Consider the following 21,467-nt stretch of genomic DNA (forward strand, 5'->3'; position numbering starts at 1 on the left):
TCCGTGTCCTGTGGGAGGCCTTTTTGCCTCCTCCGTCCCCGCAACGATTTATGGGTGGCGCTCCATTGCCTGTCAATTGCGGGATCTTGTGAGCCGTCACCGGCCCGTCAGACTTCGATGAAATCCAGCCCATAGCGCGACAGCGGTTTCGGCGTGTCCGTCGTCGTCAGATAGGTCTGGCCGAGCGTCATCGCGGTGCCGGTGTCGGAGTCCAGAATGATCGTGTGCACGAAGAGCGACATGTTCGGCTCGATCTCCTGCGGATTGCCGAGCAGGAACATCTGCTGGTCCATCCAGGAGGGCGCAAAGCGCGCGCCGACGGAATAGCCGCAGGTGTTCAGCCGGTGGCGGGCAAGGCCGCGCTCGTCGATGAGGCGGGCGAAGGTCTCGAAGACGGTGCCGAAGGTATTGCCGGGGCGCAGCACCATTTCCATCGCCTGGATCGCCTCGCGGCAGGCGCTGTAGAGCTCGCGGTGGCGATTGGACGGCGTGCCGATGAGGGCGGTGCGCATCATCGGCGCATGGTAACGGGCGCTGACGCCGGCCCATTCGAGGGTCAGCTGGTCCTCGGCATCGAGCTTGCGCCGGCCGGACTTGGAACGGCAGAGCAGCGCGTCGGCGCCCGAGCCGATGACGAACTCGTTGGCAGGATAATCGCCGCCGCCGGCCAGCACCGCGCCCTGGAGCGCCGCCAGGATCGCCGCCTCGTCGCCGCCGGGAACGATCAGCGGCAGGGCCGCCGCCAGCGCGTCGTCGGAAAGGGCGGCGGCACGCTCGACATAGGCGATCTCGGCCGGGCTCTTGATGAGACGCAGGCGGCTGACGATCGCCGAGGCGTCGACGATCTGGCCAAAGCTCTGGAGCTGGTTGTCGAGCATGCGCGCATTGCGGCCGGTCAGGCCGTGCGTGTCATATTCGATGCCGATGCGGCAGCCGAGAAGGTCGAGGTCGGAGAGCAGGTTCTTCAGGTCCATCGTCGGGTCCGCATTGACGCGGTCGACCCAGATCTCGATTTTCTCGATGTTGGAGGTGTGGCGGGCCTGGCGCAGATCTGCGGAACGCGTCAGCAGCACCATCTGGCCGTTCGCCTTGACGATGAGCGTCTGGAAGAAGCAGTAGCCGAACGTGTCGTAGCCGGTCAGCCAGTACATGCTCTCCTGCGAAAACAGCAGCATGGCCTCGATCTTCTCCTCGCGCATGCGCGACGTCAGGCGCTGGAGCCGGTTGGCGTATTCCTCGGTGTCGAAGTGAAGGGCCATGGCGGTGTTCTCCCCCGTCCTCATCTAATCTGTGGGCTTACGCCCTTATCATGATCGCCGAAATCTGGCGTCCGTAATCGGGCTCCTGCCGGTGGGTCGTGCGCCGGTAGGAGTAGAAGCGATCCTCGTCGGGATAGGTGCAGATATCGAGGTTTTCTGCCGTCACCCCGGCATCGCTCAGCCGCCGCGTGGTCAGTCCCGGCAGGTCGAACATGGCATGTTCGGCCTTTTGCGAGGGCGTGAAATAGCGCGCGTAGGCGCCGTCGACGGCGATGAAGCGTTCGACGAATTCCGGGCCGACCTCGTAGTTTTCGCGCCCGATCGACGGGCCGAGGCTGGCGAGGATGTTTTCGCGTTTCGCGCCAAGCTTTTCCATCGCGGCGATGGTGTTTTCGAGCACGCCATAGAGCGCGCCCTTCCAGCCGGCGTGCGCCGCGCCGACGACGCGCGCCTGCGGGTCGCAGAACAGGATCGGGCCGCAATCGGCCGCCAGCACGCCGAGCACGATGCCGGGCGTGGCGCTGACCAGCGCGTCGGCCTGCGGGCGCGCGCCGTCATAGCTGTCGTCGACCACGACCACGTCGGGCGAATGGATCTGGTGCACCGTGGCAAGCCGCTCCGGCGCGGCTGCGAACCAGCGGGCGACGCGGGCGCGATTCTCCTCAACATTGCCACGCTCGTCCTTCGAGCCGAGGCCGACATTGAGGCCGCGATAGATGCCGTCCGACACGCCGCCGGCCCGCGTGAAGAAGCCGTGGCGCGCGACGTCGCCGGCGCCTTTCGCCAGCAGCGGGCTTTCGATCGGGGAGGGAAGCGCTTGGTCCTGCATGGTCTCTCGGCTGGGCTTGGGAACGGGCTGCCGGGCAAGGATTCCGCCGGGGCATTCGGGGTGCAAATCGGGCCGGATGTTGTCCGGCCCGAGGCCCGGTGTCAATCCGGCTGGCGGAAGGGAAACAGCGCGAGCTGCGTGCTGCTGACCGCTAACACCTTGAAAAGATCGCCCATTTTACCCGCGCCCGACCCAGTCAGCCGGTCGACATCGGCAAGAATCGATTGCTGCGTCGCCTCGTCGCGGTGGCGGCCGAGCGCGGAGGCGCGTTCGCCGATGCCGAGGCCGACGAGGAAATCGCCCTGGTGCAGCATGCCGTGCACATGCAGGCCCGCACTAAGCGCGGCACCGGCCAGGCGTTCGAAGTCGACATGGCTCGTCAGGTCCGCCTCGCCGGGATGGGCGAGCGGCGGGTCGAAATCGTGTTTCAGCACTGCCTGCAGCGTATCGCCGAAGCCGGTGACGAAATGGCCGTAGTCGATCACCAGCGCCGTGCCGCCGAAGCGGGCGATGCGCTCGCCGATCGTCGCCATCACGGCTTCGCGGGCCGGTGCGATCTCGAAGATCGTGCCGTTGGGAACGGACTTGTGGTGTTCAGGCATGAGCGCCGGGTCGAGGCTGGCGACACCGGCGGCGAAGGTCAGCTCGTCCTCGGCATCGAGGCCGACCAGGCGCTCGCGAAAACCGGCCGTGGTCTTGATGAACTGGCGGATCGGGATCGCGTCGAACAGCTCGTTGGCGGCGAGCAGCACGAAACCGTCCGGCAGTTCCTCGAAACTGTCGTGCCAGGTGACGCGGGAGGCGTGCGTGCCGAGTGTCTCGTGCTGGATGGTGCGCAGCTTCGGGCTCGTCTCGATCAGGTGGATCGTCGCGCTGTCATAGAGCTGCGGCGCAAGCTTGGCGATGACGCGCAGCATGTCGGCCATCATCGTGCCGCGGCCGGGGCCGATTTCGGCGATGCGCACCTCGGAAGGCCCGCCGTGTTTCTGCCAGGCATGCACGAGAAAGATGCCGAGCATCTCGCCGAACAGCTGGCTCACCTCCGGTGCCGTGACGAAATCGCCGGCGCGGCCGAAGGGGTCTCGAGTGCGGTAATAGCCGTGTTCGGGATCGGCGAGGCAGAGCGCGAAATAGTCGGTGACGCTGATCGGGCCGTTGGTGCGGATCAGCGCCTTGATCTTGCGGGCGAGGGGTGTCGGCATGGGCGTGCTCAGGCGCTTGCCGGCCGGGCCGCGCGGGCACGAACGATCGCCCAGAGACCGAGGGCGAGCATGGGCAGCGAGAGCAGCATGCCCATGGTGAGCCAGCCGCCGACGAGATAACCGAGCTGCGGGTCCGGCTCGCGGAAGAATTCCACCGTGATGCGCGACAGCGCATAGCCGGCGACGAAGATGCCGGTGACGATGCCGGGGCGCTTCAGAGCGCCGAACCGGTAGATGGCGATGGCGAGCACGGCGAGAAGGACGATGCCTTCGAGGCCGGCCTCATAGAGCTGGCTCGGATGGCGGGCGAAGGGGCCGGCTTCCGGGAAGATGACGGCCCAGGGCGCGTCGGACAGGCGACCCCACAGCTCGCCGTTGACGAAATTGGCGATGCGGCCGAAGAACAGGCCGATCGGCACGACGGCGGCGACGATGTCGAACAGGCTCCACATCGCGATGCCGTTGCGCCGCGCAAACAGGATCATGGCGAGCGTTGTGCCGGCAAGGCCGCCGTGGAAGGACATGCCGCCGTTCCAGACCTGGAGGGCGCGTAGCGGGTCGGCCGCGACATTGGGGAAATCGTAGAACAGGATATAGCCGATGCGGCCACCCAGAATGATGCCGACGGCGGCCCAGACGAGGAAGTCGTCGAGCTGGGTGCGGCTCAGCGGCGCGTCGCCCGCCCACAGCCGCGGCGTCTCGATCAGCCGGCGCGCATAGAGCCAGCCGAGCAGGATGCCCACGACATAGGCGATGCCGTACCAGTGCACGGCCACGGGGCCGATGGAGAAGGCGATCGGATCGATCTCCGGGTAGGGCATGATGGCGAAGAGTTGGGCTATGTTCGTCAAGGCTAATGTCTTCCGGTTTTCGCGCGGAAGATGGAGGCGCCTTACGGCAGGGTCAAGGCGATAAATCGTGATAGGGCGCCGCCGAGTGGCCCGAACGGCCGGCGATCCACCGGAATCCGCTTGCAAGGAACGGTTCCAGACCCTACCTCAGTGCCAAGGCGCGGGCGAGGATTGCCCGCGGGACCACCATCGACACCCGAGGAGGGCAGACCATGACCACCGGTGCCAACCGCATTCTCGACGACTTCGCCAAGCTGATGACCGATGCCGCCGGCGCCGCCCAGGGCGTGCGCAAGGAGGCCGAGACGGTGTTCCGTGCGCAGGCCGAGCGCTTCATCAACGGCATGGACCTCGTCAAGCGCGAGGAGTTCGAGGCGGTGCGCGAAATGGCGATCAAGGCGCGGGACGAAAACGACGCGCTCCTGAAGCGTATCGAGGCCCTCGAAGCCCGCCTCAACACGGGCAACTGAGCCGTTTCAGGACAGGTTTTGCGAGACGAGAGCCGGTTGGCGTGATTCACATCGCGCCAACCGTTTTTTTTAATAAAATTTTTACCCCTGTGGACACATCCGAAAAGCCCTTTTCGCAGAGTCTCTTAAGCGTCCGACCTGAATCTTTTTCACAACCTCTGTCCACAACCGGGCGGAGAAAATGGCGGGGCGGGGGCTGGCGTCGTGACTCCGCCGTTATACACTGATTTTAAATGATGATTCGAGACGGGCAGCGCAAGGTTCGGACAGGGTAAGTCGTCCAGATTGCGTTTAGTGCCGAGCAATCATTCAGTGTTGTATCTCCGAGTATGGTTTGCAGCGTCGCGGTGTGAGCGCGATTTTGCACGCCTGCCGGTCGAGAAGGTGATGCATGAGCCTTATGGAATTGGATATCGGGCGTCAGTCCAACCCGGTCGACATGATCGAGTTCGTCGCGGCCAACAATGATTGGACCTTCGAACGCTCGGGCGAAGACGAGATCGCGATGACCGTCGAGGGCAAGTGGACGGACTACCACGTCTCCTTCTCGTGGATGGAAGAGTTCGAGGCGCTGCACCTTGCCTGCGCCTTCGACATCAAGGTTCCCGAAAGCCGCGTCGCCGAGGTGCACTGCCTGCTCTCGCATGTGAACGGCCAGGTGCTGATGGGCCATTTCGACCTGTGGCGCCGCGAGGACGTGGTGATCTTCCGCCAGTCGCTGCTGCTTGCCGGCGGTGCCGAGCCCACCAACAAGCAGGTCGAGGTGCTGCTTTCCAGCGCGCTTGAAGCCTGCGAAGCCTATTTCCAGGCCTTCCAGTTCGTCGTCTGGTCCGGCATGGCGGCTGAAGCCGCCGTTGATGCGGTTCTCTTCGAGACCGTCGGAGAAGCGTAAAAATGGCAGTTGCAGGTTCAGGGCCTATCGTTCTCATCGGTGCCGGCAATATGGGCGGCGCGATGCTGGCCGGCTGGCTGAAGAGCGGCATTGCCGGCTCCTCGGTGATCGTGATCGATCCCGGCCCGCAGCCGGCCATGGCCAAGCTGATCGCGGATAATGGTGCGCGCCATGAAACCGCAGCCCCCGAGGGCGTGAAGGCCGGCATCCTTTTCGTCGCGCTCAAGCCGCAGCTTATCGATCAGGTCCTGCCGGGCCTGAAGGGGCTGGTCGGGCCGGAGACCGTCGTGGTTTCGGTTGCCGCCGGCAAGACGATCGCCAATCTCGAAGGCCATCTCGGCGAGGCCGCCACCGTGCGCGCCATGCCGAACACGCCGGCGATGATCGGCCGCGGCGTCACCGGCGCCTTTGCCAATGCCCGAGTTTCCGAAACGCAGCGCGATTTCGTGCATTCGCTGCTCAAGGTCAGCGGACCCGTCGAATGGGTCGCGACCGAGGGCGATATCGACGCCGTCACGGCAGTCTCGGGCAGCGGCCCGGCTTATGTTTTCTATCTCGTCGAGTGCATGGCGGAGGCAGGGCGCAAATTGGGCCTGCCGGCGGACCTCGCCATGCGGCTCGCACGGGAAACCGTCGCGGGGGCTGGTGAATTGCTTCATCAGTCCCCCGACGACGCCGGCCGCCTGCGCCAGAACGTCACCTCGCCCGGCGGCACCACGGCCGCGGCCCTCTCGGTCCTGATGGCGGAGGACGGCATGCAGCCGCTCTTCGACAAGGCCATCGCCGCCGCCCGCACGCGCGCCGAGGAACTGGCGGGCTGAGCTCGTTGTTTTTACGCAATTCCTGACGGAAAACCGCTTCACACTTTTCCTGGAATTGCTTCCAAGGATTTCCCATGAGCGACACCATTACCTATGCCGATTTCGAGCGCGTCGACATTCGTGTCGGGACGATCATCGAGGCGCTGCCCTTTCCGGAAGCACGCAAGCCGGCCTACAAGCTGACGATCGATTTCGGCCCCGAGATCGGCACCAAGAAATCCTCCGCGCAGATCACCGTGCACTACACGCTGGAAGAACTCGTCGGCCGCCAGGTGCTGGCCGTCGTCAACTTCCCGCCGCGCCAGATCGGCCCCGTGCGTTCGGAAGTGCTCACGCTCGGCTTCGAGGACGAGGCGGGTGCGATCGTTCTCGCCGGCGTCGGCCAGCCGGTGCCGAATGGGAAGAAGATGTGCTGACTAGTGAATATCCCGCGACACCGGCGGTCCTAGCCGGAAATCGGTGAACTCGGCTTCAAAGCCTTCGCGCTGCGGCGAGCAGGCCGTGACGCCGACCGAGAGGGCCGGAACCTCCGGCGGGAAATAGGCGAGACGGGCCACCCGCCATTCCGTCAGGGCGTCCGTCCGGTACTGGATGAAAAGCGCGTCGCCGTTGCGTGTCACCCGCACCGAGATCAGGTCGAATTCGTGATCGATGCGGAAGGCGGACCAGTCGGAATGGCCGCGCGTCACCACCACGCTGAAATGTTTCGCGCCGTCGGTGAATTCGATGCCGCATTTCACCCACAGGGTTTCGTCGTGGCGGATCATCAGGCCGGCCTGGTCGTAGAGCGTTTCGTAATGCCCGCGAAACGTCGTCTCCAGCGTGAAGTCGCCGGTCCATGATCGGTGCAGGAAATGGCCGCTGTCGGGTTGGAAGCCGTAATAGGTGCGCTGCCAGAAATCGGTCTTGAGGCCGGTCTTGATATGGAGGTGGCCGTCGCGGACGGCACCTGCCGGCGGCGGATTGAACCAGGCCATGCCGTCGAAGGGAAAATCGCTCATCGGTTCCTCCTGTCGATCATGCAGGAATGCGGATCGTCGCGCGCAGGCCGCCCATCGGGCTGTCCGACAGCGTGACATTGCCGCCGTGGCTGCGCGCGATGTCGCGGGCGATGGCAAGGCCTAGGCCGGTGCCGGATGCATCGAGATTGCGCGCCTCGTCAAGGCGGAAGAACGGCTTGAAGACGTCGTCGCGCGAGCGCTCCGGAATGCCCGGGCCGTCGTCGTCGACGGTGATCGTCAGCCATTTGGCGCGATGGCGGGCCTCGACATGCACGGTCTTTGCATAGCGCATCGAATTTGAGACGAGGTTGCCGACGAGCCGGCTGAAGGCGTTCGGGCGCACCATGACGTCCTCTTCGCCGTCGATCTCGCTGGAGAAGGCACGCTCGTGCAGCTCGGCTTCCATGGCGAACTTGTCGAAGAGGTCGGAGAGCCGCAATTGCCCGACGTCCTCTTCCACATCGCCGCGTGCAAAGGAGAGGTAACCTTCGAGCATGGTCTGCATGTCCGCGACGTCCTTGTGCAGGCCCTGCAGATCCGGATTGTCGCCGGCGAGTGCCAGCTGCAGCTTGAAGCGGGTGAGGATGGTGCGCAGGTCGTGGCTGACGCCGGTCAGCATGGCGGTGCGCTGTTCCATCTGCCGCTCGATGCGCTCGCGCATGAGGATGAAGGCGAGACCGGCGCGGCGCACCTCGTCGGCGCCGCGGGGCGCGAAATCCTCCGGCATCTTCTGGCCCTTGCCAAAGCTTTCCGCCGCCTGCGCCAGCGCCAGGATTGGCCGGATCTGGCCGCGCAGGAAGAGGATGGAGATGGTGATCAGCACCAGCGAGGTGCCGACCATCCAGAGCAGGAAGATATGGGTATTGGAGGCATAGGCCTGGTTGCGCCGGGCGTAGACGCGCAGGATCTTGTTGTCGAGCAGGATGCGGATCTCGACGAGATTGCTTTCGCCGACGGTGTCGATCCAGAACGGGCGGCGGATCTGGCGCACGATCTCTTCGCTCAGGATTTCGTCCAGGATATTGAAGAACGGCTTGGTGCGTGGCGCCGGCAACTCGGTGCCGGGTTCGATGGCGACGTTCAGCTCCAGCCGCTCGCGCGCGATGCGGATGATCTCGGTATAGTTCGAATCCTGCGGATAGGTGTCGATGAGATCGATGATGGCGGCGATGTCGCGGGTGACGGCGGTGGAGAGGCGCTGCGTTACCAGCTGCCAGTGGCGCTCCATGAAGACGAAGGCGACGACCGATTGCAGCAGCACCATCGGGATGATGATGATGAGCAGCGAGCGCGCATAAAGACCTGTCGGCAACTGGCGGCGCAGCCAGCGGCCGAGACGCTTCCAGCCGGCGGCCGGCGCGCGCTCGATATCCCGCTTGAAGGTCTCGAACGTGGTCATCGGACCGGTATTTCCCTGTGAGGGCGGCGGCGTTTCTGCGAGTCGCGCCAAGAGCTTGCCTTCGGGTTTTCATGCAAAGGCGCACGGAAAACCGCGTTAAAGCTTTTGTTGAAGTGACCTCGGCAGCGCACGGTCAGCCTTGCTCCACGCTCAATCGATAGCCGATGCCGCGCACGGTTTGCAGCCACACCGGGTTGGACGGATCGTCCTCGATCTTACGCCTCAAGCGATTGATCTGCACGTCGATTGTGCGTTCTCCCACTTCTGTTTCTTCGCCGATCAGCTCGTGGCGCGGAATGGTTTCGCCGGCGCGCAGCGAGAAGAGCAGCATGATCTCCTGCTCGCGGTCGGTCAGCCGGATGGCGTCGCTGCCGCGCTTCAGTTCCTTGCGCACGATGGAGAAGGTGTAGGGGCCGAACATGACCTGCTCGATCTTCGGCGTCGTCGGCGGGGCGTTGCGCTTGAGGATGTTGTTGATGCGCAGCACCAGTTCGCGCGGCTCGAAGGGTTTGGAGAGGTAGTCGTCCGCACCGGCCTCCAGGCCCTCGATGCGGGCCTTGGATTCGGCGAGCGCCGTCAGCATCAGGATCGGCACGGGGCGGATGTCGCGCAGGCTTTTCGTCAGCGACAGGCCGCTTTCGCCGGGCATCATCACGTCCATGATGATGAGGTCGAAGTCGAGGCCGCGCAGCTTGCGCCGGGCCTCGTCGGCATCGCCCGCCACGGTCACGCGAAAACCCTGCTCCATCAGGTAGCGGTTGAGCAGCTCGCGGATGCGGGTGTCGTCGTCGACGACGAGAAGATGGGATGCGTCGTCGGAGGGTGCGCCGGCAGCGGTCATCGTCTTCCTCCTTTAGTCATTCATTCGGTCTTGGCGTTCTGCATGCCGGTGAGGAACTGGATCACCACCCGGCGGTCGTCCGCGTTCATCGCCTCAAATGCACGGGCGATGCGGCGGGATTGCGGCTCGGCGAGCGCCAGCGCCAGGTCCCGTCCGGCCCGTGTCGGGTAGAGTTTTCGCTGGCGGCGATCCTCGGGGCCGGCCACCTGCTGGATATAGCCGGAATCGATCAGCTGCTTCAAGACGCGCGCCAGGCTCTGCTTGGTGATCTTCAGCGTGTCGAGCAGGTCGGCGACCGTCATGCCGGGCTCGCGGTTGACGAAGTGCACGACGCGGTGGTGCGCGCGGCCGAAGCCGCTCTTTTCCAGGATCGCGTCAGGATCGGAAATGAAGTCGCGATAGGCGAAGAAGAAGCCTTCGATGATCTCGAAATCGATGCGTCCGCCGCCTGTCATGGCATCCTCGTGCAGCTCGTCTTCGCCGCTCTTGTCCGCCACCTGCCGGGCCACGTTGTCATTTCCTTTCATGCCTTGCCGTCCCCGCGTAATTTATAGCAAAATACGTCAGTTTTATTGACATATTTTTCCGCCCTTGATAGGGTCCGCGCGCATTGCGGTCCCCGGGCGCCGAAGAATTCCGGTGTTTTGCCGATCCCCAATCCGGATTACGCTCTCAATCAGGTAATCCTGCCCGTTTCTGGTTAGACCGTAACGGGCGAAACAATCAACTTGAAAGAATGGCGCGGCAGCGCCGGAGGATGACACGATGGCAGTTCCCTTTGACCAACTGGACGGACAAATCTGGTTCAACGGCGAATTCGTCGACTGGAAGGACGCAAAGATTCACGTGCTGACGCACGGCCTGCATTATGCAAGCGCGGTGTTCGAGGGCGAGCGCGCCTATGGCGGACGCATCTTCAAGCTCACCGAGCATAACCAGCGCCTGCATGCCTCGGCCGAAATCCTCGGCTTCAAGATTCCCTATTCCGTGGAAGAGCTGGATGCGGCCACCACCGAACTCCTGAAGCGCCAGGGCTTTTCGGAAGCCTATGCGCGGCCGATCGCCTGGCGCGGTTCAGAGATGATGGGCGTTTCGGCGCAGAACAACCGCATCAATGTGGCGATCGCCATCTGGCAGTGGGGCAGCTACTTCAACCCGGCCGAAAAGCTGAAGGGCATCCGCCTCGATATTGCCGAGTACCGCCGCCCGGACCCGAAGACCGCGCCGTCGAAGTCGAAGGCTGCCGGCCTCTACATGATCTGCACGATCTCCAAGCACGCCGCCGAAGCCAAGGGCTATGCGGATGCGCTGATGCTCGACTATCGCGGCCAGGTGGCGGAAGCGACCGGCGCCAACGTCTTCTTCGTCAAGGACGGCGTCATCCACACGCCGGTGCCGGACTGCTTCCTCGACGGCATCACGCGCCGCACGGTCATCGGTCTCGCCAAGCGCCGCGGCTATGAGGTCGTCGAGCGGGTGATCATGCCGGAAGAGCTGTCGGACTTCTCCGAATGCTTCCTCACCGGTTCGGCCGCCGAAGTGACGCCGGTCTCGGAAATCGGCCCTTACCGCTTTACGCCGGGCACGATCTCGGAAACGCTGATGAACGACTACATGAAGGAAGTCTACCCGGTCGCGGCCGCTGCGGAATAAACCTTTCTTTTGTCATGGTCGGGCTTGACCCGACCATCCATGCCGCGTGGATCCTCGGGTCGAGCCCGAGGATGACGGAGGAGGGAGACGAGCCCCATCAAAAAATCGGCGGCCCCTTCGGGCCGCCTTTTTCGTTTAAGACCCGCAGCTTACCGCTTGCCGAGCACGGCGCCGACGATCGCCGTCAGCACGCCGCCGCCGACGAGGCCGCCGATGCCGTCGGCGACCAGGCCGCTGAGACCGGCTTCACCGCCCAGCATCTGCAAGAGAAGGCCGCCCCCGACCCCGCCGATGGCGCCGACGACGGTGCGCACGATCGCGCTCACGGCTGCCTGTTTCAACGCGGCACCGGCCACATTGCCGCCGATGGCGCCGGCGATGAGCTGCGTGATGATGGGTACCAATGCTTCCATGACTTCCCCTCCGAAAGGTCCGCCCGGAATGAGAGTGCCCGAGCCGGACGCTTGCCTCGCTGCCGGGCGCGGTCTGGAGCCCGCGCGCCGTTGCCGAAAAATTCGGCAGCTGCAACGTGCGAACAATTTTGGGATAAGTCAATTTACCCGTGTGCGTCCTGCACCGGAGATTTGCCCTAGAGATTTGCAAATGAAAAGAGGCGGCCGCTTACGCGACCGCCTCCTCCTTCCCCGCATGGCTTGGTGCCGCGGTTGTTATTCTGCTGCCGCGATGACGCCGCGGCGGATCTGGTCTTCCTCGATCGATTCGAAGAGGGCGCGGAAGTTGCCTTCGCCGAAACCTTCGTCGCCCTTGCGCTGGATGAACTCGAAGAAGATCGGGCCGATCACGGTTTTCGAGAAGATCTGGAGGAGGATCTTCGTCATGCCGCCATCGACGACGCCTTCGCCGTCGATGAGGATGCCGTGTTTCTTCATGCGTTCCACCGGCTCTTCATGGCCGACGACGCGCACATAGGAGCGGTCGTAATAGGTCTCCGGCGGGCCGGGCATGAATTTTACGCCGTTTGCCGCGAGCTTGTCGGTGGCGTCGTAGATCCCGTCCGTGCCGACGGCGATGTGCTGGATGCCTTCGCCCTTGTATTTCTTCAGGTATTCGACGATCTGGCTCGTCTCGTCCTTCGATTCGTTCAGCGGAATGCGGATCTTGCCGCAGGCGGACGTGATGGCGCGCGAGACCAGGCCGGTGATGCGGCCATCAATGTCGAAGAAGTGGATCTGCTTGAAGTTGAACAGTTCGCGGTAGAAATCCCACCACTTGTCCATGTTGCCGCGATAGACATTGTGGGTCAGGTGGTCGAGGAAATAGAAGCCGACACCTTCCGGCTTCGGGTCGCGTTCGCTCGTCCAGTCGAATTCCGCGTCATAGGCGGAACCCTTGGCGCCGTATTTCTCGATGAAGTAAAGCAACGAGCCGCCGATACCGACGATGGCCGGCACGTCGAGCGCCTTGTCGTCGCCGTCATAGGGCGTGGCACCCTTGGAGACGGCATGCTCGAAGGCGTGTTGCGCATCGACCACGCGCCAGGCCATCGAGGCGGCGCAGGGGCCGTGCACGTCGGCGAACTTCATGGCATGCGAGCCGGGCTCGGCATTGATGACATAGTTGATGTCGCCCTGGCGCCAGACGGAGATCGCCTTTTCGCGGTGGGTCGCGACCTTGCTGTAGCCCATGCGGGCAAAAAGCTCTTCCAGCTTTTCCGGCTCGGGATGGGCGAACTCGACGAACTCGAACCCGTCGGTGCCGGCCGGGTTGTCGGCCGTGATCACGGCCGGCGGTGCGTCATGCGGGAAAGGGCCCATGGTTCGTCCTCCTCGATTGGATGTGGGAGGAGTATGGCGCGTCTTCCATGCAATGTGCGTGCATAGTACTTGCCTTTTGGCAAATCGATGCGATGTTCGTGCATGAATATGAGTAAAGGAGGGCAATCCATGCAGCTCGACGACTTCGACCGAAAGCTGCTGATGCATTTGCAGCAGGATGCGCGCCTGACGAACAACGAGCTGTCGGAGCGCATCAACCTGTCGCCCTCGCAATGTTCGCGTCGGCGCATCCGGCTGGAGGAGGAGGGCGTCATCCGCGCCTACCGGGCGGAGCTCGACCGGGAAAAGCTCGGCCTCGGCATCGTCATCGTCGTCACGGTAACGCTCTCCACGCACAACCGCGACAATGCGGTGCGCTTCGCGCGGCTGATCTCCAACCTGCCGGAAGTGCTGGAGGCGTTTTCGCTGACGGGCGAGATGGACTACATCATCAAGGTGGTCGTGCCGAACCTCAAGGCGCTCTCCGCCTTCGTCAACGACGTGCTGCTGCCGCACGAATCCGTCTCCCATGTGAAGACGGCGATCGTGCTCGACACCTTGAAGGAAACGACCGCCTTGCCGCTCTGAGGATTGTTGCCCTTTGGCAACAGCCGTCCGCATTGCCCTGTTCCCGGCGGAACACGTTGGAGTCCGGTGCCGTTGTAGAAACCAAGCACACACGGACAAGATGTCAGGGAACAGGACAATGCAGTCGAACTTCACCAGCCAGCAGAACCCGGTCGCGACGCGCCTGCGCCCCGTCGTCTATCTCCATGCCGCGGTCAATATCGCCGTCGTCGCGCTGCTCTTCTCCACCGTCTCGCCGACGCTTGCGACCGGCCCCGCGCAGGAACTGGCGAGCCTTCGCTGAGTTGGCGCTTGGTCTTCGCTCTGCCTTGCGGCTATATCAGGCGCAAAGCGGCAACCGAGCGAGGACCCCATGGGCATGCTTCAGGCGGGCATCATTCCCGTCACCCCCTTCCAGCAGAACTGCACCATTCTCTTCGACAACGAGACGAAGGAAGGCGTGGTCGTCGACCCCGGCGGCGACGTCGAGGTGATCCTGCAGACGGTGAAGGACAACGGCATCACGGTGAAGGAAATCTGGCTGACCCACGGCCATATCGACCATGCCGGCGGCGCCAAGGAACTGAAGGAAGCGCTCGGCATCGACATCGTCGGCCCGCACAAGGACGACCTCTCCCTGTTGCAGCGGCTGGAGGCGCAGGCCTCGATGTTCGGCGTGCCGATGAAGGTCAGCAATGTCGTGCCCGACCGCTGGCTCGAAGATGGCGACAAGGTCTCCTTCGGCGACCACGAGTTCGAGGTCTATCACACGCCGGGCCATGCACCAGGCCATGTCATCTACTTCAACCGCGGCCAGGGTTTCGCCCATCTCGGCGACGTGCTGTTCCAGGGCTCAATCGGCCGCACGGACCTGCCGGGCGGCAACCACCAGCAGCTGCTGGACTCGATCCGCGACAAGGTGTTTCCGCTCGGCGACGAAGTCGGCTTCCTCTGCGGCCACGGCCCCGGCGGCAAGATCGGCGAGGAGCGCCGCACCAACCCGTTCCTGCGGGGTCTCTAGAAACGAAAAGGCGGGCGCCATGTGGCGCCCGCCTTTTGATGTGAGACCGCTGCTGCTTCAGCCCGCGGTGCAGAAGTGCTCCAGGCCGTCGTAGCCCACGAAGGTGCCGGTGTTCGGGTTGAACGACCGGTAGCGCTGCGAGCAGTAGTTATACCAGGACTGGGTCCACGGCTCGTAGGTCGGCACGACGACCGGCTGGCGGTAGATCACGCGCGGCTCGGGCTCCGGGTAATAATCCGGCTCCACATAGACGCGGCGTTCTTCATAACGCGGCTGGTTGGCGATCGCGTTGCCGATGATGACGCCGGTGGCCAGGCCCAAAGCGCCACCGATGACGGCATCGCGGCCATGGTTGCGACCGTGATTGCGGCCATAGTCGCGGTCGCGGTTATGGCGGCGCGGCTTGCGATATTCGTAGGGGTCGCCTTCGCGCCAGTAGCCGTCACGATTGCGGTCGCGTGCTTCAACGACGCCCGCGGTTGCGGTGAGCGTCGTCGCGGCGACGGCAGCGGACAACACGAGTGTCTTGATGAATTTGTTCATAGTGCCGTTCCTTTGGACGCCGGCCTTTGCCGGTGATGACGGGAACAAACTAAAAGAGTACGGCTGAACGGTGGCTGAACGAAAAAACCCGGCATCTCTGCCGGGCTCCAACTTGAAAATCCTGAGTGAAAGCCGGTTCAGCCGGCGATCTGCAGGTTGACCGCCTTCGGCCCCTTGCCGCGACGATCAGGTTCCGTGTCGAAGCTTACCTTCTGGTTCTCGGAAAGGCCGTTCAGGCCGGAAGCCTGCACAGCGGAAATGTGTACGAAGATATCCGCACCACCGTTGTCGGGCTTGATGAAGCCAAAGCCCTTCTCGGTGTTGAAGAATTTTACGGTGCCAGTCTCGGCCATGCGTCAGGTCCTTTTCTCTCTGCCCGTATATTTGGCGGCGGGCAGCATATAGTTTTGCCCCAAGGGGCGTTAGGCAGGCAGTTCTCGAGGTTGAGGAAAGGGTCCTGTTTTCACCGCAGCCAGCCATCCCCAGACAATCTTATGGACTGTGCGGATCTTGGCTGCCCGGAATTATTTCGCGTCTCCGGCGCGCTTTTATTCAAGGTCTTCCCGTGTTCGCAAATTGCCCGAACGGCGCAAGAGTGATGCGTTTGTGTGAAATTGGCAAGCAAAAGTTTTGGGGTGTGTTTGATGTGCCTCACTTTGGTCAAATTCCGGGCGATTGCCGAAAAATGGCGCAGGTTACAGGCGCGTCGCACTGTCTGGTATGACTTATATTGTGAGGCTCAAAGCAACGTGCGCGGCGGGCGCCGCCGTCACTCCGTCGCGCTCGCGCGGGACACGCGCAGTAGTGTGCCGCTGGCATCGTCGGTCAGGAGAAGCAGGGCTCCGTCGGGGGCGACGACTACGTCGCGGATACGGCCGAACTCGCCGTCGAACAGCCGCTCTTCCGAGACGATCGCCCCGCTCTCGTCGCGTTCCAGGCGGGCGAGGAGCTGGTATTTGAGCGCCGCGACGAGCAGGTTGCCGTCCCATTCCGGGAACATCGCGCCGCGGTAGACGGCAATCGCGCCCGGCGCAATGGACGGGTCCCAATAATAAAGCGGGTCCTCGAAACCCTTGGCCGATGAGCCGAGGTCGAATTCGGCGCCGGAATAGTGACGGCCATAGGAGACGAGCGGCCAGCCGTAGTTGCGGCCGGGCTGCGGGTTGTTGATCTCGTCGCCGCCGCGCGCACCGTGCTCGGCCGACAGCAGCGTGCCGTCCTTCGGGTCGATCGCCAGGCCCTGCGGGTTGCGGTGGCCCTTCGACCAGATTTCGGCAAGCCCGTCGGAGGTGCCGAGGAAGGGATTGTCGGCATGCGGGCTGCCGTCCGGGTTGATGTGCAGGATGGCGCCGGCATGGTCGCGCGGGTCCTGCGCGCGTTCGTCCTCGCCGCGGTCGCCGATGCCGAAGAACAGGCTGCCGTCCTTGGCAACCGCGATGCGCGAGCCGAAATGCTGGCCGCGCGGCGTAAGCCGGCTCATCAGGAAGATGCGCGTCGTGTCTTCGAGCGCGGTGTCGTCGGCCGAGAGTTTGGCCTTCGCGACCGCCGTGCCGGCGCCGCCATCGCCCCTGGCGCTGTAGGTCAGGTAGAGCGTGCGGCTTGTCGCGAAATCGGGTGCGAGCGCGATATCGAGCAGGCCGCCCTGGCCGTTCGTGGCGACGGCGGGCACGCCGCTGATCGGGGCGGAAATCCGGCCGTTCTTCACGAGGCGCAGCGTGCCCTGCTTTTCCGAGACGAGGTAGCCGCCATCCGGCAGCACTTCGACGGACCAGGGCTGTTTCAGGCCGGTCGCCAGCGTCTCGACGACGAGCGGGGCCTTCTTGCTGGGGAATTCGCGGGTTTCGGCGGCGGCGGGGGAGGTGGCGAGCATGGCGGCGAGGAGGAATGCCGCGGTCGCGCTCTTTACAATGGCTTGCACGCGCCGAATGTCTTGTCGCATCACCGTCTCCCGTCCTTCGCCGTTAACTGGCCCAGAGCGGGGCGGCTTTCAAGAGCGCAGTCGGCGCGGTCGTGTCACTTTTGCGTGGGCTGAAGATCGGTGGCGGTCTTCTCGATGCCGGACGTCTTGATCGTGTCCAGTGCCACGGCCGGCGGCGACATCAGGCTGATGACCATCGCGACGCAGGCGGCGAGTGCCGTCATGGCGATCAGGAACATGGCGCGGGCCTCGCGCACTTTCGGCTTGTTGCCGACCTTGTCCTCGTCCAGAAACATCGTTTTCCCCTTCGTCTTCCGCTTCGCTGTGCCATCGAAAAAGCCCGCCGAAGTCGGCGCTTGAAGGACCGAATTGCGGCAAGGCACGGCATTTATTGTGGCGAAAAGATGGCAGGGTAAAAAAGCCGGATTTTCAGTGTGTTCGGCCGAATAGACCGCCCGGTTCCGCCGTTCTAGATACCTCTTCGGCCGAACTGGCGGAGGGGGCGGACGACACGCGTTTCGGCGGGTGCGGCGCTTGCCGCCGCGGTGAGTTCGGCCAGCGCCTGCACCGGTTCGTCGTCAAGCTCGGGGTAGGTGAGGTTGAAGCTCGTCGGCGCCAGTTCCGGACGGGCGAGCAGGTAGCCCTGCATCAGCGGCCCGCCCATCTCGCGGCACATCTCGATCATCTCCGGCTCCTCGATGCCGGCCACGATGGCGGTGATGCCCTTCTGGGCGAACCGGCCGATGACGACGCGCAGCAGCGCAAGGCCGGCGGAGTTTTCGGCGAAGCTGCCGAGCCAGGCCGTGTCGAAGGTCACGAATTGCGGCTGCAGGCGTTGCAGGCGTTCGAGGTCGCGGTCTTCGCCGGTATAGTCGTCGATGGCGATGGCGAAGCCGCTTTCGTGCAGCCGCGTGGCGAAACGCGACAGCACGTCCGGGTCGTCGTAGGGATGTTCGCGGATCTCGCAGGCGATGCGCGCCGGCGGCAGGCCGGCCTCATGGGCGGCAAGCCGCAGCCATTCCACCTCCTGGCGGATCGCCGGCTGGGTCAGATAGAGGCCCGCCTGGAAATTGATGATGAGCGCCGCATCGCGGCGGCCGAGCGCCCCGGCATTCAGGATATGCAGGCTGCGGCAAAGACCGTCCACCGCGGCGCGCTCCTCCGGCGGCACGCGCTGGAAGAAATCGGCGGGAGAGCAGGGCATGTCGCCCATGCTGGCGCGGATCAGGCCCTTGAACGCCGCAATCTGCAACCGGCCGTCCGCCCGTTCCGAAAAGATCGGCTGGAGGGCGGATTGCAGCAGATAGGGGCCATAGAGCGCGCTGAGGGCGCCGTCCGGTTGACGGACGAGATTGGAAAATATGCTTCTTTCGCTCATGCAGCGCACCATCCGCCGGAACGATCACGACGGGCCCAGCATAGGCGGCACCCCTTAACGGCACCTTAATCTTTCGCGTAAAAATCTTCATTGTTAAAAGTCGTTTCAACCAATTAGTGTGATGATTTCACGACGTCGCCCCAATTCATTCGCGTCGTTGATGGCGTTCATGAAATTTTGCGTGCACGCCCGGCTTTTCCGCTTTTTTCGCCCTTCGCGCTTGCAAGACCGGCGCACATTCGACATAGACCTAACCGCTATGGAGCCCGGCGCTCCGGGTCCATGGCGTCAAGCCGTCTTTGAACCCGATGAGGACATCTCCATCATGGCCTTTCTTGCCGACGCCCTTTCCCGTGTGAAGCCTTCCGCCACCATCGCCGTTTCCCAGAAAGCGCGCGAGCTGAAAGCCAAAGGCCGTGACGTCATCGGGCTGGGTGCAGGCGAACCCGACTTCGACACACCGGACAATATCAAGCAGGCGGCCATCGACGCGATCAACCGCGGCGAGACGAAGTACACGCCGGTCTCCGGCATTCCGGAGCTGCGCGAGGCGATCGCCAAGAAGTTCAAGCGCGAGAACAACCTCGACTACACGGCGGCGCAGACGATCGTCGGCACCGGCGGAAAGCAGATTCTTTTCAACGCTTTCATGGCCACGATGAATGCGGGCGATGAAGTCGTTATCCCGACACCTTACTGGGTGTCCTACCCGGAAATGGTGTCGCTGTGCGGCGGCACGCCGGTCTTCGTCGCGACGACGCAGGAAAACAATTTCAAGCTGAAGGCCGAAGATCTCGAAAAGGCGATCACGCCGAAGACCAAGTGGTTCATCTTCAACTCGCCCTCCAACCCGTCCGGCGCTGCCTATAGCCATGACGAGCTGAAGGCGCTGACGGACGTGCTGATGCGCCACCCGCAGGTCTGGGTGCTGACCGACGACATGTACGAGCACCTGACCTATGGCGACTTCAAGTTCGCGACCCCGGTCGAGGTCGAGCCCGGCCTCTACGATCGCACACTGACGATGAACGGCGTCTCGAAGGCCTATGCTATGACCGGCTGGCGTATCGGCTATGCGGCCGGCCCGCTTTCGCTGATCAAGGCGATGGACATGATCCAGGGCCAGCAGACCTCCGGTGCGTGCTCGATCGCCCAGTGGGCGGCCGTCGAGGCGCTGAACGGCACCCAGGCCTTCATTCCGGAAAACAAGAAGATCTTCGAAGGCCGCCGCGACCTCGTCGTCTCCATGCTGAACCAGGCCAAGGGCATCGAGTGCCCCTCTCCTGAGGGTGCTTTCTACGTCTATCCGTCCTGCAAGGGGCTGATCGGCAAGACCGCGCCGTCGGGCAAGGTCATTGAGACGGACGAGGATTTCGTGTCGGAACTGCTGGAATCGGAAGGTGTCGCCGTCGTTCACGGCTCGGCCTTCGGCCTCGGCCCGAACTTCCGCATTTCCTACGCCACCTCGGAAGAGCAGCTCGAAGAGGCCTGCAAGCGCATCCAGCGCTTCTGCGCGGCCTGCAAGTAACACGGCCTTTGCCACCACAATCGAAACCCGCCGGAGACGGCGGGTTTTTTGTTTTCGGGCCGTGACATTTCCGCTTTCGCTTCCGATATAGGGAGAAGACGAACATCGGAGCAGGACCATGAAAGCCAAGTCACTCCCCATCGCCGGCCTGGTGACCCTTCTCGCCGCCACATCCGCGCTTGCCGCGGACGGCTATGGCAATGCCGAGCGGGGCGAGGCAGCGCCGCATGGCAGGATCGTGGTCAACGACCGCGCCGAGGCGATGTCGATCTACGATTATTTCCTGAACAATCCGGGCAAGTCCCGCACCGTGCGCTTCGATCCGGGCGAATATTACAAGGGCCTGACCCGCGAGTACGACCGCTAAAGGCCGATCCCCATCGGCCTATAAGCCGATCATCGTCAGCATGATGAAGGTGGCGAAGAGGATGAAGTGCGTCATGCCCTCGATGGCGTTCGTCTCGCCGTCATTGAGGTTGATGGCGGCGGCGATCAGCGTGATCATCACCATCACCGTCTGAACGGGCGTCATCGCCATGACGAAGGGCTGGCCTGTGTAAAGCGCGATCGCCTCCATCACCGGCACCGTCAGGATGACGGTGGAGAGTGAAGCGCCCATGGCGATGTTGACGACGGATTGCATGCGGTTGGCAAGCGCCGCGCGCAGGGCCGTCAGGATTTCGGGTGCTGCCGAGATCGCCGCCACGACCACCGCCATCAACGCCGGCGGGGCGCCGGAGCCTTTTAAGCCCACGCCAAGCAGCACGGACATGACTTCGGCAAGCGCACCGATCAGCACGACGCCGAGAACGATCACGACGATTGAGAAGGTCGCCGGTTCGTTCTCGTCCGGCGCCTTGCTCGGCAGTCCTTCCTTCCGCTCTGCGCGCGGATAGGCGTAGCTGAAGAAATAAGAGTGCGGGCCGACCTGCATGCGCAGGAAGACGCCGTAGAGCGCGATCATCGCGCCGATGGTGAAGGCGGAATAGAGATGCCAGCTTTCGCGCGGCACGAATTCCGGCACGACCATGGAAATGCCCATGGCCGTCAGGATCATCACGCCATAGGTCTTTCCCGAATCGTCGTTATAGGGCTGTTCGCCATGGCGGATGCCGCCGAGCAGGGCGGCGAGCCCGAGGATGCCGTTGATGTCGAGCATCACCGCGGCATAGATCGTGTCACGCACCAGCGTCGGCGAGGTTTCGCCCTGCATCATGATCGCCAGCACGACTACCTCCACCAGCACCGCCGCGAGCGTCAGGATCATCGTGCCATAGGGATCGCCGACCTTGGACGCGAGGATTTCCGCGTGGTGCGCGATACGCGTCGAAACCAGGATGATCGCGACGACCAGCGCGAAGGCCGCGACGAGCAGCGGCAGGCGCCCCATCTCCAGGAGGCTGTGTTCCGTTGCATAGGCGAGGATGGCGGCCGCGAAGCCGACGAACAGGACACGTTCCTTCATAAGGCTGGAGAGCATGGGCGGGCGGGCTCCTCGGCAGATGCGCTTGCCCTAGAT

26 protein-coding genes are annotated in these 21,467 nt (G+C 63.6%); 10 read left to right on the forward strand and 16 right to left on the reverse strand.

The window, feature by feature from the left end; all coding sequences use genetic code 11:
• Positions 1-107 precede the first annotated feature (107 nt).
• From AC1Q6Z_RS04100 to lgt, 4 genes are all read right to left on the reverse strand, one after another.
• Positions 108-1,259, reverse strand: a complete 1,152-nt coding sequence (locus AC1Q6Z_RS04100) for a M24 family metallopeptidase (protein WP_492646824.1) — start codon at positions 1,257-1,259, stop codon at positions 108-110.
• 37 nt (positions 1,260-1,296) lie between these two features.
• Entirely contained in the window at positions 1,297-2,088 is a 792-nt protein-coding gene (gene pgeF / locus AC1Q6Z_RS04105) for a peptidoglycan editing factor PgeF (protein ID WP_492646825.1), read from the reverse strand.
• Between the two features lie 101 nt (positions 2,089-2,189).
• Positions 2,190-3,290, reverse strand: coding sequence for a class I SAM-dependent methyltransferase (locus AC1Q6Z_RS04110; protein WP_492646826.1), 1,101 nt, complete (start codon positions 3,288-3,290; stop codon positions 2,190-2,192).
• A gap of 8 nt (positions 3,291-3,298) precedes the next feature.
• A complete protein-coding gene (lgt, locus tag AC1Q6Z_RS04115) occupies positions 3,299-4,111 on the reverse strand; it encodes a prolipoprotein diacylglyceryl transferase (RefSeq protein WP_492647240.1) in 813 nt (270 codons plus the stop codon).
• A 242-nt stretch (positions 4,112-4,353) separates the two neighbouring features.
• On the opposite strand from lgt, the gene AC1Q6Z_RS04120 reads away from it, so the two are divergent.
• The 4 genes from AC1Q6Z_RS04120 (at position 4,354) to AC1Q6Z_RS04135 (ending at position 6,740) form a co-directional block, all read left to right on the forward strand.
• Positions 4,354-4,611 carry an accessory factor UbiK family protein gene (locus AC1Q6Z_RS04120; protein ID WP_117366739.1) on the forward strand — a complete coding sequence of 86 codons (258 nt, stop codon included), beginning with the start codon at positions 4,354-4,356 and terminating at the stop codon, positions 4,609-4,611.
• A gap of 391 nt (positions 4,612-5,002) precedes the next feature.
• A complete protein-coding gene (locus AC1Q6Z_RS04125; protein ID WP_256117491.1) occupies positions 5,003-5,503 on the forward strand; it encodes a type III secretion system chaperone family protein in 501 nt (166 codons plus the stop codon).
• Positions 5,504-5,505: 2 nt separating this feature from the next.
• Positions 5,506-6,324 carry a pyrroline-5-carboxylate reductase gene (gene proC, locus AC1Q6Z_RS04130; protein ID WP_439624498.1) on the forward strand — a complete coding sequence of 273 codons (819 nt, stop codon included), beginning with the start codon at positions 5,506-5,508 and terminating at the stop codon, positions 6,322-6,324.
• Positions 6,325-6,398: 74 nt separating this feature from the next.
• Positions 6,399-6,740 carry a tRNA-binding protein gene (locus AC1Q6Z_RS04135; RefSeq protein ID WP_435267735.1) on the forward strand — a complete coding sequence of 114 codons (342 nt, stop codon included), beginning with the start codon at positions 6,399-6,401 and terminating at the stop codon, positions 6,738-6,740.
• Here AC1Q6Z_RS04135 and AC1Q6Z_RS04140 read toward each other — a convergent pair whose 3' ends face one another.
• The 4 genes from AC1Q6Z_RS04140 to AC1Q6Z_RS04155 all read right to left on the reverse strand — a co-directional run bounded on the left by AC1Q6Z_RS04140 (position 6,741) and on the right by AC1Q6Z_RS04155 (position 10,020).
• Complete coding sequence (locus tag AC1Q6Z_RS04140) at positions 6,741-7,325, reverse strand: DUF1349 domain-containing protein (RefSeq protein WP_492646827.1); 585 nt, start codon at positions 7,323-7,325, stop codon at positions 6,741-6,743.
• Positions 7,326-7,341: 16 nt separating this feature from the next.
• A complete protein-coding gene (locus AC1Q6Z_RS04145; protein WP_492646828.1) occupies positions 7,342-8,724 on the reverse strand; it encodes an ATP-binding protein in 1,383 nt (460 codons plus the stop codon).
• A gap of 133 nt (positions 8,725-8,857) precedes the next feature.
• Complete coding sequence (locus tag AC1Q6Z_RS04150; RefSeq protein WP_256117484.1) at positions 8,858-9,565, reverse strand: response regulator; 708 nt, start codon at positions 9,563-9,565, stop codon at positions 8,858-8,860.
• 20 nt (positions 9,566-9,585) lie between these two features.
• On the reverse strand, positions 9,586-10,020 hold the full coding sequence (locus AC1Q6Z_RS04155) for a MarR family winged helix-turn-helix transcriptional regulator (RefSeq protein WP_256117783.1): 435 nt from the start codon (positions 10,018-10,020) through the stop codon (positions 9,586-9,588).
• A 310-nt stretch (positions 10,021-10,330) separates the two neighbouring features.
• Between AC1Q6Z_RS04155 and AC1Q6Z_RS04160 the strand changes: the two genes are divergently transcribed.
• Entirely contained in the window at positions 10,331-11,218 is an 888-nt protein-coding gene (locus AC1Q6Z_RS04160) for a branched-chain amino acid aminotransferase (protein ID WP_435267732.1), read from the forward strand.
• A gap of 149 nt (positions 11,219-11,367) precedes the next feature.
• Here AC1Q6Z_RS04160 and AC1Q6Z_RS04165 read toward each other — a convergent pair whose 3' ends face one another.
• Positions 11,368-11,631 (reverse strand): hypothetical protein, encoded by a 264-nt coding sequence (locus AC1Q6Z_RS04165; RefSeq protein ID WP_256117482.1) that lies wholly within the window; start codon positions 11,629-11,631, stop codon positions 11,368-11,370.
• A 255-nt stretch (positions 11,632-11,886) separates the two neighbouring features.
• Positions 11,887-12,993 carry a 4-hydroxyphenylpyruvate dioxygenase gene (gene hppD / locus AC1Q6Z_RS04170; RefSeq protein WP_492646829.1) on the reverse strand — a complete coding sequence of 369 codons (1,107 nt, stop codon included), beginning with the start codon at positions 12,991-12,993 and terminating at the stop codon, positions 11,887-11,889.
• 129 nt (positions 12,994-13,122) lie between these two features.
• On the opposite strand from hppD, the gene AC1Q6Z_RS04175 reads away from it, so the two are divergent.
• From AC1Q6Z_RS04175 to AC1Q6Z_RS04185, 3 genes are all read left to right on the forward strand, one after another.
• A complete protein-coding gene (locus AC1Q6Z_RS04175) occupies positions 13,123-13,581 on the forward strand; it encodes an Lrp/AsnC family transcriptional regulator (protein ID WP_256117478.1) in 459 nt (152 codons plus the stop codon).
• Between the two features lie 118 nt (positions 13,582-13,699).
• Complete coding sequence (locus tag AC1Q6Z_RS04180) at positions 13,700-13,864, forward strand: hypothetical protein (protein WP_492646830.1); 165 nt, start codon at positions 13,700-13,702, stop codon at positions 13,862-13,864.
• A gap of 75 nt (positions 13,865-13,939) precedes the next feature.
• Entirely contained in the window at positions 13,940-14,581 is a 642-nt protein-coding gene (locus tag AC1Q6Z_RS04185) for an MBL fold metallo-hydrolase (RefSeq protein ID WP_256117782.1), read from the forward strand.
• A gap of 57 nt (positions 14,582-14,638) precedes the next feature.
• On the opposite strand, the gene AC1Q6Z_RS04190 is transcribed toward AC1Q6Z_RS04185, so the two are convergent.
• The 5 genes from AC1Q6Z_RS04190 to AC1Q6Z_RS04210 all read right to left on the reverse strand — a co-directional run bounded on the left by AC1Q6Z_RS04190 (position 14,639) and on the right by AC1Q6Z_RS04210 (position 18,420).
• A complete protein-coding gene (locus tag AC1Q6Z_RS04190; protein ID WP_256117476.1) occupies positions 14,639-15,124 on the reverse strand; it encodes a BA14K family protein in 486 nt (161 codons plus the stop codon).
• 137 nt (positions 15,125-15,261) lie between these two features.
• A complete protein-coding gene (locus AC1Q6Z_RS04195) occupies positions 15,262-15,477 on the reverse strand; it encodes a cold-shock protein (RefSeq protein WP_064330734.1) in 216 nt (71 codons plus the stop codon).
• A gap of 416 nt (positions 15,478-15,893) precedes the next feature.
• On the reverse strand, positions 15,894-17,063 hold the full coding sequence (locus AC1Q6Z_RS04200) for a PQQ-dependent sugar dehydrogenase (RefSeq protein WP_492646831.1): 1,170 nt from the start codon (positions 17,061-17,063) through the stop codon (positions 15,894-15,896).
• A gap of 74 nt (positions 17,064-17,137) precedes the next feature.
• Positions 17,138-17,338 carry a hypothetical protein gene (locus AC1Q6Z_RS04205; protein ID WP_256117474.1) on the reverse strand — a complete coding sequence of 67 codons (201 nt, stop codon included), beginning with the start codon at positions 17,336-17,338 and terminating at the stop codon, positions 17,138-17,140.
• Positions 17,339-17,511: 173 nt separating this feature from the next.
• Positions 17,512-18,420, reverse strand: coding sequence for an EAL domain-containing protein (locus AC1Q6Z_RS04210; RefSeq protein WP_492646832.1), 909 nt, complete (start codon positions 18,418-18,420; stop codon positions 17,512-17,514).
• 325 nt (positions 18,421-18,745) lie between these two features.
• Here AC1Q6Z_RS04210 and AC1Q6Z_RS04215 point away from each other — a divergent pair, with 325 nt between their 5' ends.
• On the forward strand, positions 18,746-19,948 hold the full coding sequence (locus tag AC1Q6Z_RS04215; RefSeq protein WP_256117472.1) for a pyridoxal phosphate-dependent aminotransferase: 1,203 nt from the start codon (positions 18,746-18,748) through the stop codon (positions 19,946-19,948).
• Between the two features lie 118 nt (positions 19,949-20,066).
• Positions 20,067-20,315, forward strand: coding sequence for a hypothetical protein (locus AC1Q6Z_RS04220; RefSeq protein ID WP_256117471.1), 249 nt, complete (start codon positions 20,067-20,069; stop codon positions 20,313-20,315).
• A gap of 18 nt (positions 20,316-20,333) precedes the next feature.
• On the opposite strand, the gene AC1Q6Z_RS04225 is transcribed toward AC1Q6Z_RS04220, so the two are convergent.
• Complete coding sequence (locus AC1Q6Z_RS04225) at positions 20,334-21,428, reverse strand: calcium:cation antiporter (protein ID WP_492646833.1); 1,095 nt, start codon at positions 21,426-21,428, stop codon at positions 20,334-20,336.
• Between the last annotated feature and the right edge of the window lie 39 nt (positions 21,429-21,467).

It is taken from the genome of Shinella sp. GW835-FHT14H05, assembly GCF_058793575.1.

What these genes read in the sequence shown, in the direction of transcription:
- AC1Q6Z_RS04100 (WP_492646824.1), bottom strand. Translation starts at nt 1,259, where the DNA reads ATGGCCCTTCACTTCGACACCGAGGAATACGCCAACCGGCTCCAGCGC.
- pgeF (WP_492646825.1), bottom strand. Translation starts at nt 2,088, where the DNA reads ATGCAGGACCAAGCGCTTCCCTCCCCGATCGAAAGCCCGCTGCTGGCG.
- AC1Q6Z_RS04110 (WP_492646826.1), bottom strand. Translation starts at nt 3,290, where the DNA reads ATGCCGACACCCCTCGCCCGCAAGATCAAGGCGCTGATCCGCACCAAC.
- lgt (WP_492647240.1), bottom strand. Translation starts at nt 4,111, where the DNA reads ATGCCCTACCCGGAGATCGATCCGATCGCCTTCTCCATCGGCCCCGTG.
- AC1Q6Z_RS04120 (WP_117366739.1), top strand. Translation starts at nt 4,354, where the DNA reads ATGACCACCGGTGCCAACCGCATTCTCGACGACTTCGCCAAGCTGATG.
- AC1Q6Z_RS04125 (WP_256117491.1), top strand. Translation starts at nt 5,003, where the DNA reads ATGAGCCTTATGGAATTGGATATCGGGCGTCAGTCCAACCCGGTCGAC.
- proC (WP_439624498.1), top strand. Translation starts at nt 5,506, where the DNA reads ATGGCAGTTGCAGGTTCAGGGCCTATCGTTCTCATCGGTGCCGGCAAT.
- AC1Q6Z_RS04135 (WP_435267735.1), top strand. Translation starts at nt 6,399, where the DNA reads ATGAGCGACACCATTACCTATGCCGATTTCGAGCGCGTCGACATTCGT.
- AC1Q6Z_RS04140 (WP_492646827.1), bottom strand. Translation starts at nt 7,325, where the DNA reads ATGAGCGATTTTCCCTTCGACGGCATGGCCTGGTTCAATCCGCCGCCG.
- AC1Q6Z_RS04145 (WP_492646828.1), bottom strand. Translation starts at nt 8,724, where the DNA reads ATGACCACGTTCGAGACCTTCAAGCGGGATATCGAGCGCGCGCCGGCC.
- AC1Q6Z_RS04150 (WP_256117484.1), bottom strand. Translation starts at nt 9,565, where the DNA reads ATGACCGCTGCCGGCGCACCCTCCGACGACGCATCCCATCTTCTCGTC.
- AC1Q6Z_RS04155 (WP_256117783.1), bottom strand. Translation starts at nt 10,020, where the DNA reads ATGACAGGCGGCGGACGCATCGATTTCGAGATCATCGAAGGCTTCTTC.
- AC1Q6Z_RS04160 (WP_435267732.1), top strand. Translation starts at nt 10,331, where the DNA reads ATGGCAGTTCCCTTTGACCAACTGGACGGACAAATCTGGTTCAACGGC.
- AC1Q6Z_RS04165 (WP_256117482.1), bottom strand. Translation starts at nt 11,631, where the DNA reads ATGGAAGCATTGGTACCCATCATCACGCAGCTCATCGCCGGCGCCATC.
- hppD (WP_492646829.1), bottom strand. Translation starts at nt 12,993, where the DNA reads ATGGGCCCTTTCCCGCATGACGCACCGCCGGCCGTGATCACGGCCGAC.
- AC1Q6Z_RS04175 (WP_256117478.1), top strand. Translation starts at nt 13,123, where the DNA reads ATGCAGCTCGACGACTTCGACCGAAAGCTGCTGATGCATTTGCAGCAG.
- AC1Q6Z_RS04180 (WP_492646830.1), top strand. Translation starts at nt 13,700, where the DNA reads ATGCAGTCGAACTTCACCAGCCAGCAGAACCCGGTCGCGACGCGCCTG.
- AC1Q6Z_RS04185 (WP_256117782.1), top strand. Translation starts at nt 13,940, where the DNA reads ATGCTTCAGGCGGGCATCATTCCCGTCACCCCCTTCCAGCAGAACTGC.
- AC1Q6Z_RS04190 (WP_256117476.1), bottom strand. Translation starts at nt 15,124, where the DNA reads ATGAACAAATTCATCAAGACACTCGTGTTGTCCGCTGCCGTCGCCGCG.
- AC1Q6Z_RS04195 (WP_064330734.1), bottom strand. Translation starts at nt 15,477, where the DNA reads ATGGCCGAGACTGGCACCGTAAAATTCTTCAACACCGAGAAGGGCTTT.
- AC1Q6Z_RS04200 (WP_492646831.1), bottom strand. Translation starts at nt 17,063, where the DNA reads ATGCGACAAGACATTCGGCGCGTGCAAGCCATTGTAAAGAGCGCGACC.
- AC1Q6Z_RS04205 (WP_256117474.1), bottom strand. Translation starts at nt 17,338, where the DNA reads ATGTTTCTGGACGAGGACAAGGTCGGCAACAAGCCGAAAGTGCGCGAG.
- AC1Q6Z_RS04210 (WP_492646832.1), bottom strand. Translation starts at nt 18,420, where the DNA reads ATGAGCGAAAGAAGCATATTTTCCAATCTCGTCCGTCAACCGGACGGC.
- AC1Q6Z_RS04215 (WP_256117472.1), top strand. Translation starts at nt 18,746, where the DNA reads ATGGCCTTTCTTGCCGACGCCCTTTCCCGTGTGAAGCCTTCCGCCACC.
- AC1Q6Z_RS04220 (WP_256117471.1), top strand. Translation starts at nt 20,067, where the DNA reads ATGAAAGCCAAGTCACTCCCCATCGCCGGCCTGGTGACCCTTCTCGCC.
- AC1Q6Z_RS04225 (WP_492646833.1), bottom strand. Translation starts at nt 21,428, where the DNA reads ATGCTCTCCAGCCTTATGAAGGAACGTGTCCTGTTCGTCGGCTTCGCG.